Origin of the sequence: Flavobacterium caeni, assembly GCF_900101895.1 — a bacterium.
Taxonomy (GTDB): domain Bacteria; phylum Bacteroidota; class Bacteroidia; order Flavobacteriales; family Flavobacteriaceae; genus Flavobacterium; species Flavobacterium caeni.
In genome coordinates this window covers 1-13,617 of record NZ_FMVF01000019.1, presented here as the reverse complement: position 1 = coordinate 13,617, position 13,617 = coordinate 1, and the positions used below count along the sequence as shown (strand labels likewise).

Sequence of the window (13,617 nt, the reverse complement as noted above, 5' to 3'; positions counted from 1 at the left end):
CAGAACAATGCAAATATACTATTAATTTCTAAATAATCAAGTGATTGGCTAATCTTTGTAAATTCCTTCCTGCCGGATGATCGCCTCGACAGTTCTCGAAGCTAGATAAAATTTATCGGCCACATCCTCGACAATGGCTTCAACACGCCACTTTGGATTTTTTTTAGATAGGGCGTGGAAGGTGATTCTCACATCCTGATTTCGTTTCTTAAATCGTTCATTGCCCTTTGCCATGCTGCAAAAATAAGAATTTATTTGAATCAGCAATATCACTCACGGCATGCCGCTATATACCCATTGTTCCGATCCATTCATAGTTACCGGCGTTAAAACGCTGGCTGTAGAAAGTATATTGCTCATCGGTCAATACCTGAAAGATCAAATTTTGATTGTCGGTACCGTAACCGGCCTCGTGTACCGGCGTACCGCTGCTGAAGTTGGTGCCAATCGAATAGAGCCTAATTTCGCAAGTTCCCTGTTCAGCTGCGACCGGAATGTAGGTTGTTGTTTCATCTTTTGAGCATGATGTCATGGCCGCGATCAAAATCGCGCAAAGTAATAATCGTTTCATTGTGTGTGATTTTATTTGATTGTAAAGTTAATATTCTTATTCATGTTCGTCCGAATCCGGATGCTTTTCAGCAGTTTGATTTTCCGATAGTTTAAAAACAGCAGGGTTTCCTACGCCGTAAACAGTCATGTTATCCCACTTCGTTGGCACGTTGCTTTGATCCAACCACCAGCCACCAACTCGAATGATCGGGCTTTTATCCCAAACGGTCACATCTTGAGCATATATGACGAACCGGGTAAACCCACGTCGACGGATGCCGTTCTCAATCAATTCGTATACCATTAATCGTTTTACCGGCGAATTTTCGTCAATAAAGGCATTGGCGAATTTATTGTATTCTTTATTAATGGCCGCTTCAAATGCCTTCTTTTTTTTCAGGAGTTGATCCCGTTTCTTTAAAAATGTCTTTTGCTTCATGCTATGCTGATTTAAGTTTATATTTATATTCCTTGATTTTCGGGATGTTTGGCGTCATCAGTATTTTAGCCCATTTTGGCGGCACTGCGTTGCCTATCATCTTAACGGCGTCTTTGTTTGAAAGCTTTAGATCCGGATGGCTAAAATAATCCCGTGGGAAGGTGCTGCATGATGCTAATTCCTCGCGATTCAGAAAACGCGTCTTGATGTCGAAATTGTCCAAAATAGTAACGAGCTGATGCTTGAATTCAGTGAGTACGGGCGAAAGAGGTTCATCCAAACTCTGAACGTTGTGTTGTGGGTTTCCATTGGAATTAAAGTACTGCGTCAAAAATTGAAGCTTTTCCAGCCGTATAAGTTGATGCCGGTCGCGAGTTGTGCAAGTATTCAGCGGCGCCGAAAGCGGTTGGGTTTGGTCACTACCTCCGTAAAACTGACAAATAAAGTTATCGATCGTGATCAATTGTTTGGTTTGCCATGTTAGCTGCGGTTTGAGCGGTGTATCGGGTTTATGGTAATTTGTTGTTCTGCAATGATCCATTATGAATTGAAGCTTTTCGACCGTTACCAGCTGATGCCTGTTTGATGTGTCAATAGTATTGATTGGATCCAGCAAGCTTTGAAATCTGTTTTGATTCTCGCCGCCATGAAAATGCGCTATAAACTGCGAAAGTCCTTCAACCTCGGGTGCGTATTTTACAACGCCGCCGCCTATTCGTCTTTGTGAATTTTTAGCAATTGGCTTTCGCAAGTGCTTCGGTAGGTTCTCGTTAAACTCCCTGCCGAAAATACTGGTGCCGTGATTGTCCGTATCAATATGCGGCGCACATGGAAGCCATTTTAATTTTCCATCCGTACCGGTTTTTGAATGAGTAAACTCCGGAAATTCGATATCAATTCCATCGCGGTAAAAAAACGCGAAGTAACGCTTGCGGCGAGTTGGTAAACCATCGTCGGCGGCATTGCGTATGGACTCTTTGTAATTATATCCCAAATCCATTATAGCCTTTTTCCACCGCTCAAATTCCTCACCAACCCGTGACTTTATAGGCCGTCCTTTTTCATCGGTTGGAGCCCATTTTTTAAACTCCGGAACGTTTTCTATACTTAAAACCAGCGGATTCAAATGCGGTAAATATCTATATAATTCCCACCCCTGGGTGTAAGATCCAAGCTTCTTTTCCTCACAAGCGTTTGCGCCACTATGTTGATTACATTCAAGTGACGCGTGACAATGGTCTACAGGCTCAAGTTCATGCTCGTCCTGTGTGTAAATGTCGGACCAATACACTTTGACGTTGTGGTGGAAGGCGTTTGTTCTACAGGCAACCTTGTCGTGATTCAAAATCCATTTTGTAACGTATCCGTCAATGTCATCAGTGCCCTCAGTCCAGCCACCGCCGCCAGCGAAAAATTCGCCACCGGTGATTTCATCTTCAGCGTGACAATGATTGTCGGTGGCCAAACCTATACTGTGTTGCGCGGTGCTATATCTCATGGCGATACTACTTTACGCACGACCAATCCACCTCTTAAAATGTGATCCAGCAAAGTTGGCTTCTTTCTGAATTTCATCGTTTCCGACAGCGTTGGGCGATCCCAAACAAAGGTCGGTTCCTGATCCGGGGCGATGTCATTGTACATCGAGCTAACGGCTTGGAAGTGGCATTTCTCGCACTCATAGAACATCGGTGTAACGCCCGGCGCTATGTCTTTGGTTTTGGTGATGTGTCCACACTTTGGGTGACGACATGTGTAACAGTTTACGCGGTTGGTTAGATCTACTTTGTAATACTTGTTTGTAGCTACGTCTTGTAGTAGTTTGTTGTAGCGTCTTTCGATTTCTCGTTGGCTTTCCATTGTTTTACTGAAATTTGTTTGACGGGTTTTTAAGAATATTGGTTAGTGCAGTTTGGATCTGCGCTGCGACTTCGGGCGATACGCTGGTGTCAAGCGGCATAATTATGAGGTTTTCATAAAGGCGACTGATGTTGATAACCGGGACGTTTAGCTCCGGTGCTTCTGAAATTTTCTTTAATGCGATAAACGCGGAATTATCTTTCAAATCGTGCAAGCCATCTACGGTTTTGTATTCACATTTTTCTAATTGTGCGACGATGTCGCTTAAGTTTTCGTACTCCATAAATTGTTTATTTAATATTGTCATAATCGTCGTTATACCGCTCTTTCGTGATGTATCGCACCATATAGATCGGCGAGATCTGTTTTCGCGCGATGTAGCGCTTATATGGCTCAATCGAGAGGAAAAAACGCACCTTGTTGGCCTCGCTCATTTTGCGCCATGCGTCTTGAGCTTCTTTTTTTCCGACTTTGTAACCGTATTGCTCCCACGCGGTGTCGAAAGACAGATCCGGCTCACCAATAACGATTTCAAAATTGTCCTTGAGCATTTTGCCCCACGCTTTGATCTGAAGCTCGGTAAACGGAAAGTGCTTTTGATCCAGCAGCCAATTGATTTGTTTTAGGGTTAATTCGCCGTCGAGAATCTCAAACGATACCAAAAGCCCTTTTAAACTGTATTTAAAGCACCATACGTTTTGTGCCGCCTTACTTTTGACCGTGTACGTCGTTAACAAGCTCATCCGCTTCTACATTTTCAAGTTCGTAATAGATATCGATATTCAACTCCATTGCGCGATGAAGCTCGAGCTGCGCAATTTGGCAATCGGTTGCGCAGGGAAGCATGTAGATCGCGGTGCATCCAGCTAATGCTTCAAGGCAGTTCTTTGCGCCAAGCTGCCAGCGTATTCCTTCAGCCCACTTGCTAATAAGTCGCAAGGGGTTGACGACCTCAAAACCGCGCGCGGCCAGCATCTTTTCAGTATCATGAAACTTTGCGAACAACTCGCGCTCGGGCTGGTCGGCGACCGCTCCGGAAATGTAAATTTTACCTTTGGTTTTCATATAATTTTCTGATTTATTTGGTTACAATAATTTGTTACTCTCGTATAGTCGATAAATTCTGTCAGGTGCTTTGCGGCGGCGGTGCGAAGTAAATCTTCAATAGTTGCCAGCTCGAAATAGTGAAGCGACATTTTGAATTCCTTGTCTTTTGGTTTGCCAATTCTGGACGCTTCCTTTTTCATGAACTTGGCAGCGGTGTACTGAACAATGCTCAGGTCAATTTTGTCGCGTTTGGTATTTTCAAAATCAAGCAGCGGCCACAGGGTGTTGATCGTTTGGAGTGTCGATAATTTTAGCGTTGTTTGAATTTCCATTTAATGCGCTTTTAAAGGTGATTGTTCTGAAATGCACGCGTTGGGATAGTTGTGCGGCGTTCTTGCCTTCTGTAGGCTTAATTCGCGCACGAATCGCACGTATTTCATTTAGAAGCCTGCCGCGCTGATCGACATCGTCGCAATCCAGCATGAAATCCAGTAGAAGGTTCAACTGTCTTTGCAGCTCGATCCGGTAATTGCGCTGAAGCATTGTAGCAGACTCAAGTTTCATTAACATTCGGTTTTTGGTTCTGACAGTTCCGCGTCGCAATCCGGGCAAACCTCGACGGTTGTTTCACAGGATCCTTGCGCGGCGAGCACCCGTGTCAACGGTTCATTCGGGTGCTCGCATACTACAGTAATTGAAAATGTGGTATTTATCATTTTAACTGAATTGATGTTTTACAACTTGTTCAAAGGCGTAGATCGTTTTCTGTAGCTGTGCTTTGCCTTGCTCGGTAAGCGGAAGCTTTATCGGTGATCGCGTTTGCAGCCAATTTCCAAAAGCTTCCATGTCGCCGACCAGCCGTCCGTTGTGTTCTTTTGTCCAGCCGACCGTGTGTAGCATCGAGAGGATGTATTTGTGCTGGCTGTTTTTGAAGTCGAACTTCTGAAATCTTGCCTTATCCGGATCGTTGCCGGTTTGCGCTTTGATGATCCGGTCGGCTTGCTCGAAAGTCAAATCGTTGAGCGAGGTCTTTGAGTTGTCACCGGTTCCCCATTGTACCCATTCCTCTTTGATCGACTCCTGCCACGCTGAATTGCGGCGTATGGTAAGTTTTTGGTCTTTGGTTGCATTCATATCAACTTAGTTTTTTGAGCTCTTCTAATGCTTGTACTTTCTTTCGATCGGCTTCCTCGATATCCCATTCGGCTTTCAATTTTTTAAGCAACTTGTAATCGAAATCAATCAGATCTTCGGGATTACTGAACATTGTTTGATTTGTATTTAAAACCTCGCAGAGCCACCAGCCTATTTTTCCGAATCCGGAAACGTACACGGCGGTGGGCGGCTGATTCTCATTTCCTTTACGTTAGCAGCAAGTTTATTGAACCCACCACTCAACTACTTTACCAGTAACTCTATCAACAATACAAGCCTTTGCAACTGTATCATCAACAAGTGCTTTACACTCTTGTGCTTCTTTCAGCGTTTTGACAGGTTCGGCAATGTTTTCAACTTTCTTAAATCCGACTTCTGTAAAGCCTTTAAAAGAAATGTTTACGACATAACGAAAACCTGCTGCCAACACCTGCTTTACAATAGCAGGGCTGACATCTGTATTTTGAGCATTTGTAATTCTATTCATCTTCTGTACTTGTTTGAAAGTTAGTAATTCTAATCCCTGCCATCGTAAAGCAGTCGACCGGATCTTGATTGACCCTTTTAAGCTATTTTCCATTTTAAATACTTGAAAGATTCAAATCGATGTTGTTGTATTTTCCGGTTTCGTCTTTCAGCCAAATGCGGAAATACGTTTTGCTTTCCGGGCGACGAATCGCTTTTTGAATCAACTCCACAGATTCAGAAAATAGCGGGTCATTTACTTGATCTTTGTATCTGATCAAATCGAGAACTTTCTTTACATCTAGCTGACCGCTCCTTTGGGTTGAAAATGCCGCTTTAGCCATATCTTTCGCAAATGCATTCTTACTCTCGATATTCAGGTTCAGGAATTCGTCGAGTTTTACTTTTGCTGCTGCGATCGTCATTTCATCAAATTTGATCGGTTCAGAAATTGATACTTCAATTTTGATTGTCCGGTTGAAGTTGTACCATGTAAAATTTCCTTTTGCTGGTTTCTGAACTTTCACAGATGCCATAAATGCCTCGTATGCCTCGTTTGATAAATCCCGAATCAAAGCTTTAAAGTCAGAAAGTCCTTTATTGAGCTTTACGGCTTCTTTTAGAAGGCGCGAAGAGTGTTTTTCGTGTAATCTCTCAACCGGAGTAGTGCGATTAAATGGAATGTGGGTGCTTGTTTCGTTGATCCACGTTTGATCTTTTGATGTGTGTGTAATTTTCATTGTTTTTTACTTTACGATTGCGATAAAAATTGTTTGATTTTGATCGAAGGCCGAGGCAACTTCGCGGATTGATCTGTGAAGCGGTAGCGCGTCACGACAATCTTTGAAAAGCGACACGAGCTTCTCTTTTAAAATCGAGTCGTTGGTGACATATTCCGCTGTCGTTGCGATTTGCGGAATGATTGTGATGTGCAGACCGCCTTCGACTTGAAAGACGGCCAGCTGGTAACTTTGAAATTGGATGATGTTCATGGCTAAAGGATTTTAGGATCAATGATTTCGATGTCGTTAATTCGTCTTTTGTACTTGAGCTCGTGGATCAGGTTCTCGCACTCTTTGAGCTTCTTTTCGATCGTGTCGGGAACTTTGTAAACTCTGACATCTGATTCGTTGATCAAGCCCAAAAGGAAATCGCGGTATTCGCGGAGCGATGCGCGCTCCTGATTTACGCAGATCTTCTCGCCGTCTGTAAGGATGTCGCGCTTGCGCCATACTTTCTCGCCTAACACGGTTACTTCTATCTCTTGAAATAAAAATGAGATGATTAAGTCCAGCGCTTCGAGCCGGTCGACAACTTGGTCAAGAGTTCCAAGTTCCTTTAGCAATTTTTGTTTATCGTTCATGGGGTTATAAAATGTTTGATGTTTATTCTAGTTCGCATAAATTTCCTCGGTGATTTTTAGCGGAAATTCAGTTGTATGGTGCAATCCGTTCATGATTGCCTGTGGAAAATGTGTGAAGATCTTTGCAACGCATTCCTGATAATTGAAAAGATTGCGATCGGGATTTGACAAAGGATTCAACTTCGCAGCGTATTTTTGGACGAATAGCTTTTCGAGCGTCGCGTGTTGCTTCATGAACCATTTGTTCAATTGCGCGTTGGCAAGAAGTTCCTGCAAATTGTTATCGGAAATTGCGTGTTTTTGACACCAATTGAACCACGTTTGAAATAGCCGGTCATCATAGGTTTCCGGTGAAATTTCGAGAAATTTGATTACTGTATTTTTCATTGTTTTGTAATTTCGCTGCCGTGATACAGCATTGCTTTTTGATCATCGATAATGATCGTTCCACCCTTGCAACGCCCTCCGACGAATGCAGTTAAACCGACAACTCTGATGTACACATTACAAAGCTTTTTTGCGAGCTTTGCCATTGCTGTGGTTGGTTCATTTTTTTCCTCGTGCGCCATAATGATGAATAGCACTTTTGGAAATTTCATTTTAAGCTTGCGCAGTACAGCGCTTTTAAGATCGTCGACGTAAGAAGTCGCATTGTCAATTACTACTATTCGAGAGGCTTGCCTTTTTGAAAGCATCGCTTCGATTTCAGGAATCTCCAAATAATCATAGAACTTGATTTTTGTTTGTTTCAGGTCAATCTTCGACCGCTTTACGTTTTGCTGGAACGAGAAACCGGTACCTTCCTCACCGGATATGTAACTGACACTTCCAAATTGTGTAAGAGCTTCGGCGATCATCAGCGCAAGCGTGGTTTTGCCGTTTTTCTCATTTCCATACAGAACCCAAATGCCGCTGCTTTCCTGTTCTCCTAAAACTTCCCCTAAAATCCCGTCAAGCGTGAACGTCTCATGCTTTTTTCCTAACAGCGTTTTTACGGAAATTCCTCTTGCCATTTTTACTCTGCCATTTTGATTAGAGTGTTCAGGTGTCGGAGCTTCCTGCCGTTGTTTACGCATTGTCGAACCAGCTGCGGCACTTTTTCCTTGTGCGGCGTATTTGCATCGGCAACATTCCTGATCAACTCGGAAAAGAAGGCGGTGCGGTCGTCTTTGCCGGTCGGCACGATCTTGATAATCTTATCTGAAAAGCGGCTGATGATTTCGGCGAAGCCGACCTTCTTGTTTTTAAAACCGTTGTCGAGCTTTGTCTGTAATCCGTCCGCGCCGATCATGTACCAAGCGCAGCCGTTCTCGGTCGCGTTCCATAATTCTTTGATGTCCAAAAACGCTGTGTAATCTAGATCACCGGCCTCGTCTAAAACCACCAGCGGCTCGACGATGTTATTGAGCGCCCATTTCAGATTATCTTTCACGTCGACAAACTTTCCGTTGTTGTCGACACCGACGACTTTAGCCAAGCCCCGGATAAACTTTTGCCGGGTTTTAAATTGGGAGCAGTCGATGTAGAAGGCATTTTTCATCGATTTTAAAATGTGCTTGGTGCAGAAGGTTTTACCGATGTCGCATTCGTCGACGAAAATCATCGATTTTGAAAACTGTTTGCAAAATGTTAAACTGTCCTCGAGTTGCTCGTACACGTGGGTGCGAACCACCCGCCAATTGTCATCTTTCAGCGTGACCTGATACTTACGGGCGATTTCCATGTATTTGGAATCTGAAATAATGCGATCGAGCTCGCCGCTTTTGAACCGCGAAAACACCGACGCATTCAATCCGATTGTTTTCGCGAAGGCATCATCTGCGCCCTCATAATTTGCACGTGCGGCCAAAACCGCCGTTCTTACTTTTTGCTTAAATTCTGTTGTCAATTCCATAGTGGTATTTGTTGTTTGGGTTATTGGAGAAATTGTGTTCTCCAGCTATTGTTTGTTGTGGGTTCGTATTCAAATTGATCCTCCTCTTTATCATCGAACACGTGCGGCGTTTCCTCGCGAACTTCAAACCGTCGAACAGTTGGAAATTTGAAATTTGAATTGACGGTTTTAGGTGTGTTGTCGATGATATTGATATTCTCGATCCGGTTTTGTTGTTGGCGTGTGAACGCTTCGACCGACGCGACGTATGCGCTTTGCAAAATCCTCGCGGCCTCGTCTTTTTCGGTGCGTTCAAGTGTCGCGCGGTTGTAGCGTGGCATTTCCATGATCTCACAAATCAGCCTGTTGGTTCCGCGCAAATACGCGAATGCTTTCATGACGTTGCCGTCGTTGTCATCGAGCCAATACACATCGAGCTCGCGGCCTTCGATCATTTTCATTTTCGTGATCAGCGCTTCGCCGGTTAGGATCTGGCCGCTTTCTGCGATCGCTCTTTTCAATCCCTGAAGCGACACATATCCGACCTGACAAGAAGTTTCTGTTTTGTAACCAAGCACCGGCAGTATCGCTTCCCAATTGGTTGGTTTCAATTGCTGGTGCTGCATTGACATGAAGTAGTCAAAGCGGCTCATCTCCGGACGCGCCGGGTGCGGCATGTTATTCCATTTTTCGAGGTCACGAAGCCGGTCGTTGATCAACGTATCATATTCGATCACCTGCGTAGGAATTGAGCTGGCCTGATTCGCCTCGGATTTCGCTTTTGGTCGAGCGATCCAGCCGATATTTGCCTTTTCAACATCGTATCGCACTTTTCCGAACATTCGTTCGATGTATTTACCTCTCGCGTTGTTGGCTTCAATTCTGACGTTGTCGAACATCGCGCCTGGTCTTAAAAGTGTGTCCTTGAAACTGCTGTTAAGCGAGCTTTCACACTCTAATTCATACGGCAAACAAATTCCCCATTGGGTGTAGTTTCTGACGATCTGTCGATAAAAATCGACGATGATGCCTTCTTTGGATTTGCCGTGAACAACGGCGGTGAAGCATTGGCTCGCAACATCAATTCCAAGATAGAACCAAGCGCGGTTCCTATTGTTGTCGTACCAAAATGGCGGTTGGCGGTCATCGATGGAAAGCAGCGATCCGGCGAACTCCGGCAGATCTAATTGATGATGCGGTTTGAACGCGCCCATGTACTGTTGACGATCGCCGCTTCTCGATTTGTGCGTTGCGATCTTGTTTTCCCATTTGTTGATGTAGCTGATAATCGTCGACTGCGACAAAGATTTAAAGTCTTTCGGATCGTAAAGCTCGCCGGTGTCCTCGTTGTACACTTGGGCGTAACCGCTCAAAAACGCGTCATAATTACGCGATACTTCCGTAGGCGTTGGCTTGTGTACCTGATTTCTGAAAATAGCGTTAAGCAGCATTTCCAAACTATCGTCAACTTTTCGAGCATTTTGCGCTTTGATACCGTCCGGATCTTTGATCAAGCAATAGTAACTGTCGGATCCGGTTTTAAACTCCTTTAAAAGCTGTTTGAATCTCGCCGAAGTCGGCAAAGTGTGTTCTTTTTTGTGAAGTACTTTTAGCGAATTTTGAAAACTGATGACATCGGCCAGCAGCGTGTCGGATATTCCTCGCAAGGAGCCGCCCATTCTAATGCGCTCCTGCGTCCGGGCATCTTCTAACAAGATCACCGCTTTCATTACGCTGGCATTAACGATATAGCGCTCTTGCTCTTTTGGATCTAAGTAGTCTTTTCCCGCTCTTTTGAAAGTTGAATAGTATCGGACCGCATCCGGATCAAACTTGAAGAATGTTTCAAGCGGATGATCAACTTTGCGCGGATCGCCGAGCGCTTCCTGTATGTTTTTCGGCAAGGTGTCGAAATCAATGAGAAGCTTTCGACCACGACCGCCCAATTGAAGTCGTTTAATCCCGAACGGTTTTTCTTTATAACGTTGGAGCTCCTTTTGCAGAGACGAGAGTTTATTCCAAAAAAGCGGAACAAGCTCGAACTCCTGAACTGCAACTTTTTGATCTAGCCAAATGTGGGGCATACAAATAGGGGTTATTTATTTCTCGATTGGTAAAATTTGCTCACGCGACATGACAATAGTTTCCATCGCGGCGATTGCATCGGCCTTATTTCGCATAAAGCGTTTGCGGGCTGCATCAGGATTGTCTAGCTTGAGCATCTTGGCTAAAGTGAGGTAGTCGCCGGTCTGCATTTTGTTTTTTATTTCCTCTTTTGTCATAGGTATTGTATTTATTGTACTTTTGTTTGTCTTATTGTCCGGACAAATATACTTCATATTGTGAAGTAAAAAAATAAAATGAAGTATTTTTTACTTCATAAAATGAATTTTAACAGATTTGAGCAGTAAATGATTACAACTTTCGCCGATCGTCTGAATTTTGCGATGGATAAAACCGGCAAAACAGCTTACAAGATGAGCCAACAACTTCAGCTGGCGCAGTCAACCATATCGAAGTATAGAAAGCCAGAGGACAAGGACTTCAGGCCAAAGAGCATTATTATAAAAAGTATTGCGGCATTTCTGCGCGTACCGGATCGGTGGTTAGAATATGGCGAAGGTGAGTTTGAGATTTTTCCGGACGATGAAGTTCAAAATATGATGGTCAATGAGGCAGCGGAGCAAATGCCAAACAAGGCCGGTAATGTCACAGAGGAATTAGCCAACGGCAAGTATCGATTATGGACAAAAAAGCTTCCAATACGCGCGTTTGCCTCTTATTTAAGTGAGTTTCGGAACGTTAGCTTTTACGAAGAGTTGGAAGATGTGTCGTGGGTTGTGGATCATAACCCGCGCGGGCGTTATATGACAATCGAAACCGAAGGGGATTCGATGAACGGCGGCGGTATTAATGATACGCCCGATCGCGCCGATATGTTAGGGCGCGAATTACAGCGCCATCATTGGAAAGACGGGTTCCGCGAAAGTATTTACGGCTGGGTGATTGTCCATCGCGAAACCGTCGTGTTCAAAGACATCAAGAGTTTCGACAAATTGACCGGCGATATTGTTTGCAGTTCTCGAAGCGGCCTTCCGCAGCATCCTGACTTCACAATCAACCTGAACGATGTTTTAGAAATATGGAAAGTGATCAAAAGATCGTTCTAATATCGTTTTTTTTTACCTATTCCACCTTTAAAATCCGCGCGAAGTGTTGGTTTTGCTGGTCTAATCCGCTTTTTATTATATATAAATGCTGCAAATAAGTGCCACGAGTTTGCAAAATTTATGCTGAAATACCATTTTTTGCGTGAAGTAAAACTTCATTTTGTGAAGTATTTTTAATTGAAAGTGTCAATCCAAATGTCTATGCAAATGTCCACCCAATACATTTTACGCATTTTTCCAAAGTGCAAGAAACTGATATAAAAAAAGCCTCCAAATGTGAGGCTATTTAATGCGATTTGCGCCGTTATCAGTACATATTCGTATATTTGGGCAGATAAGAAGTATATAAACGGCGCTATTGGTAATTAACGGTAAAATGCGCGGTAATTAAACGCCAATTAAAGGTAAATTAATTACGTTTTGTTTTGGATTCTATAATAGGGCAAAAAACGTTTAAAACCTTGATTTTATTGGGCTTTTCGGGCTTTTTGCTTTTCTATACTTTATTACTTTTTGTTTTAATGCCTATAAATATAGTGAATCGTGCGCAAGAGCAAAATAAAAAGTTACCGGATTAGGCTCTAAAAGAAGGAAGTTTTTGCTATCAAACTTCAGTTTATTTATACCAAAAATTCTCTCATCATCCATAAACATGAATTGCATTTCGTCATCCTCCATTGCATTTTTGAAATCCTCATCGGATTCGATACTTGGCTTTTTCCCGAAATTTACCGGTCGATCTCCATCTTCATTGTAAAGTTTGCCTCTGTATGTAATTCTTGTTCCCTTTTTCATGAAGTAATTGCAGTTAACGTTAGGTGCATTTGCGCAAACGCGAAGCCAGCGGACTGAGTTCGCTCTGCCGAAGATAGAACTTTATTCGTGAAAACCAAACGTTCAAATCACCGAAAACCAGCGCTTTGAGTAAATGCGCGGTTACCAGCAGACACTATTCTAGATTTAATTTGTATTCCTTATTAAGTTTTACTTTATCTCTTTCGTACTCATTTTCTAAATATATATTCCAAGTTTTCATTTCCAGATTAAGTTCTCCCAAATAATTTATTTGGCCAGGTTTTACTTCGAATACAATATTATAATCTTGAATTGGTGCCTTGATTGTCGACTGCATGTAGCCTGTGTTTTGAAATATTTCTAGCTCGTAAAATGTGTAAACCCCTGCTGGAATCATAATCTTAAATGAGTAATACCAAGTCTTGTCTTTTTTCCAGAGGAAGTCATCCGCCTGTAGACTATACTTATATTGAGTTAGATTAGCTTTCCATATTGTAGGTTCACGAACTTTTTTGTCAAGATACGTTTTAATACTATCGTTAGCAAATAGAAAATAATGCTTTGAAGCAATAGTTCTTTTATTTTTTATTGCAACTGTTCCGACCAAAATACCCATCTTTTCTGCAGGAATATCGGGAAACCTGTTTTTTTGAGCAAGAGCAATATCGCATAAAATAATTGATAACAACGTAAGAAATAAGTTTGAATGTGTCATGTTTCTATATTTTGTTTGCTGGGGTAGATCCTTTTCGAATCATGATAGTTGACGGATGCTGTGGTATGTGGAAGGCAGGGCGCGAGCATAACGTTTCGCGCAGTTACGCAGGAGCGGAAAAGCGGGCTGAGTACTCTCTGCCAAGATAAGACTTTGTTCGTGAAAACCGAACGTTCAACCCAC

22 protein-coding genes are annotated in these 13,617 nt (G+C 43.0%); 1 reads left to right on the top strand and 21 read right to left on the bottom strand.

Annotated elements, in window-relative coordinates; translation table 11 throughout:
- Positions 1 to 48: 48 nt before the first annotated feature.
- The 19 genes from BLP55_RS14625 to BLP55_RS14530 all read right to left on the bottom strand — a co-directional run bounded on the left by BLP55_RS14625 (position 49) and on the right by BLP55_RS14530 (position 11,036).
- Positions 49 to 234 carry a hypothetical protein gene (locus BLP55_RS14625; RefSeq protein WP_091146207.1) on the bottom strand — a complete coding sequence of 62 codons (186 nt, stop codon included), beginning with the start codon at positions 232 to 234 and terminating at the stop codon, positions 49 to 51.
- A gap of 52 nt (positions 235 to 286) precedes the next feature.
- Positions 287 to 571 carry a hypothetical protein gene (locus BLP55_RS14620; RefSeq protein ID WP_139149699.1) on the bottom strand — a complete coding sequence of 95 codons (285 nt, stop codon included), beginning with the start codon at positions 569 to 571 and terminating at the stop codon, positions 287 to 289.
- Positions 572 to 607: 36 nt separating this feature from the next.
- Entirely contained in the window at positions 608 to 991 is a 384-nt protein-coding gene (locus BLP55_RS14615) for a hypothetical protein (RefSeq protein WP_091146199.1), read from the bottom strand.
- A gap of 1 nt (position 992) precedes the next feature.
- Complete coding sequence (locus BLP55_RS14610; RefSeq protein WP_091146195.1) at positions 993 to 2,489, bottom strand: DNA cytosine methyltransferase; 1,497 nt, start codon at positions 2,487 to 2,489, stop codon at positions 993 to 995.
- A 366-nt stretch (positions 2,490 to 2,855) separates the two neighbouring features.
- Positions 2,856 to 3,134, bottom strand: a complete 279-nt coding sequence (locus BLP55_RS14600; RefSeq protein WP_091146188.1) for a hypothetical protein — start codon at positions 3,132 to 3,134, stop codon at positions 2,856 to 2,858.
- A 7-nt stretch (positions 3,135 to 3,141) separates the two neighbouring features.
- Positions 3,142 to 3,594, bottom strand: coding sequence for a hypothetical protein (locus tag BLP55_RS14595; RefSeq protein ID WP_139149698.1), 453 nt, complete (start codon positions 3,592 to 3,594; stop codon positions 3,142 to 3,144).
- Entirely contained in the window at positions 3,560 to 3,916 is a 357-nt protein-coding gene (locus BLP55_RS14590) for a DUF4406 domain-containing protein (RefSeq protein WP_091146178.1), read from the bottom strand. Before BLP55_RS14590 ends, BLP55_RS14595 begins: the two co-directional genes overlap by 35 nt.
- Entirely contained in the window at positions 3,913 to 4,230 is a 318-nt protein-coding gene (locus tag BLP55_RS14585) for a hypothetical protein (protein ID WP_091146175.1), read from the bottom strand. The genes BLP55_RS14590 and BLP55_RS14585 overlap by 4 nt, the downstream gene beginning before the upstream one ends.
- Positions 4,163 to 4,462 carry a hypothetical protein gene (locus BLP55_RS16855; RefSeq protein WP_139149696.1) on the bottom strand — a complete coding sequence of 100 codons (300 nt, stop codon included), beginning with the start codon at positions 4,460 to 4,462 and terminating at the stop codon, positions 4,163 to 4,165. The genes BLP55_RS14585 and BLP55_RS16855 overlap by 68 nt, the downstream gene beginning before the upstream one ends.
- Positions 4,463 to 4,615: 153 nt before the next feature.
- Positions 4,616 to 5,032 (bottom strand): hypothetical protein, encoded by a 417-nt coding sequence (locus BLP55_RS14580; protein ID WP_091146171.1) that lies wholly within the window; start codon positions 5,030 to 5,032, stop codon positions 4,616 to 4,618.
- Positions 5,033 to 5,276: 244 nt separating this feature from the next.
- Positions 5,277 to 5,540 carry a hypothetical protein gene (locus BLP55_RS14575; RefSeq protein ID WP_139149695.1) on the bottom strand — a complete coding sequence of 88 codons (264 nt, stop codon included), beginning with the start codon at positions 5,538 to 5,540 and terminating at the stop codon, positions 5,277 to 5,279.
- A gap of 94 nt (positions 5,541 to 5,634) precedes the next feature.
- On the bottom strand, positions 5,635 to 6,258 hold the full coding sequence (locus tag BLP55_RS14570; RefSeq protein ID WP_091146163.1) for a DUF3164 family protein: 624 nt from the start codon (positions 6,256 to 6,258) through the stop codon (positions 5,635 to 5,637).
- Positions 6,259 to 6,264: 6 nt separating this feature from the next.
- A complete protein-coding gene (locus tag BLP55_RS14565) occupies positions 6,265 to 6,510 on the bottom strand; it encodes a hypothetical protein (RefSeq protein ID WP_091146160.1) in 246 nt (81 codons plus the stop codon).
- Between the two features lie 2 nt (positions 6,511 to 6,512).
- Positions 6,513 to 6,881 carry a hypothetical protein gene (locus tag BLP55_RS14560; RefSeq protein ID WP_091146155.1) on the bottom strand — a complete coding sequence of 123 codons (369 nt, stop codon included), beginning with the start codon at positions 6,879 to 6,881 and terminating at the stop codon, positions 6,513 to 6,515.
- A 27-nt stretch (positions 6,882 to 6,908) separates the two neighbouring features.
- The gene (locus BLP55_RS14555; protein ID WP_091146152.1) at positions 6,909 to 7,268 is read right to left on the bottom strand and encodes a hypothetical protein; all 360 of its coding nucleotides are present in this window, start codon (positions 7,266 to 7,268) and stop codon (positions 6,909 to 6,911) included.
- Positions 7,265 to 7,894, bottom strand: coding sequence for a P-loop NTPase family protein (locus BLP55_RS14550; protein WP_091146147.1), 630 nt, complete (start codon positions 7,892 to 7,894; stop codon positions 7,265 to 7,267). The genes BLP55_RS14555 and BLP55_RS14550 overlap by 4 nt, the downstream gene beginning before the upstream one ends.
- A gap of 2 nt (positions 7,895 to 7,896) precedes the next feature.
- Positions 7,897 to 8,775, bottom strand: coding sequence for an ATP-binding protein (locus tag BLP55_RS14545; protein WP_091146144.1), 879 nt, complete (start codon positions 8,773 to 8,775; stop codon positions 7,897 to 7,899).
- Between the two features lie 20 nt (positions 8,776 to 8,795).
- Positions 8,796 to 10,838: a hypothetical protein gene (locus BLP55_RS14540; RefSeq protein ID WP_139149693.1), complete on the bottom strand. Its 2,043-nt coding sequence runs from the start codon at positions 10,836 to 10,838 to the stop codon at positions 8,796 to 8,798.
- Positions 10,839 to 10,853: 15 nt separating this feature from the next.
- Positions 10,854 to 11,036: a hypothetical protein gene (locus tag BLP55_RS14530; protein ID WP_139149691.1), complete on the bottom strand. Its 183-nt coding sequence runs from the start codon at positions 11,034 to 11,036 to the stop codon at positions 10,854 to 10,856.
- 129 nt (positions 11,037 to 11,165) lie between these two features.
- Here BLP55_RS14530 and BLP55_RS14525 point away from each other — a divergent pair, with 129 nt between their 5' ends.
- A complete protein-coding gene (locus BLP55_RS14525; protein WP_091146130.1) occupies positions 11,166 to 11,924 on the top strand; it encodes a hypothetical protein in 759 nt (252 codons plus the stop codon).
- A 525-nt stretch (positions 11,925 to 12,449) separates the two neighbouring features.
- Here BLP55_RS14525 and BLP55_RS14520 read toward each other — a convergent pair.
- Positions 12,450 to 12,719 (bottom strand): hypothetical protein, encoded by a 270-nt coding sequence (locus tag BLP55_RS14520; RefSeq protein ID WP_091146126.1) that lies wholly within the window; start codon positions 12,717 to 12,719, stop codon positions 12,450 to 12,452.
- Positions 12,720 to 12,873: 154 nt separating this feature from the next.
- On the bottom strand, positions 12,874 to 13,434 hold the full coding sequence (locus BLP55_RS14515; RefSeq protein ID WP_091146122.1) for a hypothetical protein: 561 nt from the start codon (positions 13,432 to 13,434) through the stop codon (positions 12,874 to 12,876).
- Positions 13,435 to 13,617: the final 183 nt, after the last annotated feature.

Excerpts from the sequence above, each read along its gene's own strand:
- BLP55_RS14590 (WP_091146178.1), bottom strand. The coding sequence starts at position 3,916 with ATGAAAACCAAAGGTAAAATTTACATTTCCGGAGCGGTCGCCGACCAG.
- BLP55_RS14610 (WP_091146195.1), bottom strand. The coding sequence starts at position 2,489 with ATGAGATATAGCACCGCGCAACACAGTATAGGTTTGGCCACCGACAAT.
- BLP55_RS14560 (WP_091146155.1), bottom strand. The coding sequence starts at position 6,881 with ATGAACGATAAACAAAAATTGCTAAAGGAACTTGGAACTCTTGACCAA.
- BLP55_RS14525 (WP_091146130.1), top strand. The coding sequence starts at position 11,166 with ATGATTACAACTTTCGCCGATCGTCTGAATTTTGCGATGGATAAAACC.
- BLP55_RS14615 (WP_091146199.1), bottom strand. The coding sequence starts at position 991 with ATGAAGCAAAAGACATTTTTAAAGAAACGGGATCAACTCCTGAAAAAA.
- BLP55_RS14600 (WP_091146188.1), bottom strand. The coding sequence starts at position 3,134 with ATGGAGTACGAAAACTTAAGCGACATCGTCGCACAATTAGAAAAATGT.
- BLP55_RS14580 (WP_091146171.1), bottom strand. The coding sequence starts at position 5,032 with ATGAATGCAACCAAAGACCAAAAACTTACCATACGCCGCAATTCAGCG.
- BLP55_RS14545 (WP_091146144.1), bottom strand. The coding sequence starts at position 8,775 with ATGGAATTGACAACAGAATTTAAGCAAAAAGTAAGAACGGCGGTTTTG.
- BLP55_RS16855 (WP_139149696.1), bottom strand. The coding sequence starts at position 4,462 with ATGAAACTTGAGTCTGCTACAATGCTTCAGCGCAATTACCGGATCGAG.
- BLP55_RS14565 (WP_091146160.1), bottom strand. The coding sequence starts at position 6,510 with ATGAACATCATCCAATTTCAAAGTTACCAGCTGGCCGTCTTTCAAGTC.
- BLP55_RS14520 (WP_091146126.1), bottom strand. The coding sequence starts at position 12,719 with ATGAAAAAGGGAACAAGAATTACATACAGAGGCAAACTTTACAATGAA.
- BLP55_RS14530 (WP_139149691.1), bottom strand. The coding sequence starts at position 11,036 with ATGACAAAAGAGGAAATAAAAAACAAAATGCAGACCGGCGACTACCTC.
- BLP55_RS14620 (WP_139149699.1), bottom strand. The coding sequence starts at position 571 with ATGAAACGATTATTACTTTGCGCGATTTTGATCGCGGCCATGACATCA.
- BLP55_RS14555 (WP_091146152.1), bottom strand. The coding sequence starts at position 7,268 with ATGAAAAATACAGTAATCAAATTTCTCGAAATTTCACCGGAAACCTAT.
- BLP55_RS14575 (WP_139149695.1), bottom strand. The coding sequence starts at position 5,540 with ATGAATAGAATTACAAATGCTCAAAATACAGATGTCAGCCCTGCTATT.
- BLP55_RS14570 (WP_091146163.1), bottom strand. The coding sequence starts at position 6,258 with ATGAAAATTACACACACATCAAAAGATCAAACGTGGATCAACGAAACA.
- BLP55_RS14585 (WP_091146175.1), bottom strand. The coding sequence starts at position 4,230 with ATGGAAATTCAAACAACGCTAAAATTATCGACACTCCAAACGATCAAC.
- BLP55_RS14540 (WP_139149693.1), bottom strand. The coding sequence starts at position 10,838 with ATGCCCCACATTTGGCTAGATCAAAAAGTTGCAGTTCAGGAGTTCGAG.
- BLP55_RS14625 (WP_091146207.1), bottom strand. The coding sequence starts at position 234 with ATGGCAAAGGGCAATGAACGATTTAAGAAACGAAATCAGGATGTGAGA.
- BLP55_RS14595 (WP_139149698.1), bottom strand. The coding sequence starts at position 3,594 with ATGAGCTTGTTAACGACGTACACGGTCAAAAGTAAGGCGGCACAAAAC.
- BLP55_RS14550 (WP_091146147.1), bottom strand. The coding sequence starts at position 7,894 with ATGGCAAGAGGAATTTCCGTAAAAACGCTGTTAGGAAAAAAGCATGAG.
- BLP55_RS14515 (WP_091146122.1), bottom strand. The coding sequence starts at position 13,434 with ATGACACATTCAAACTTATTTCTTACGTTGTTATCAATTATTTTATGC.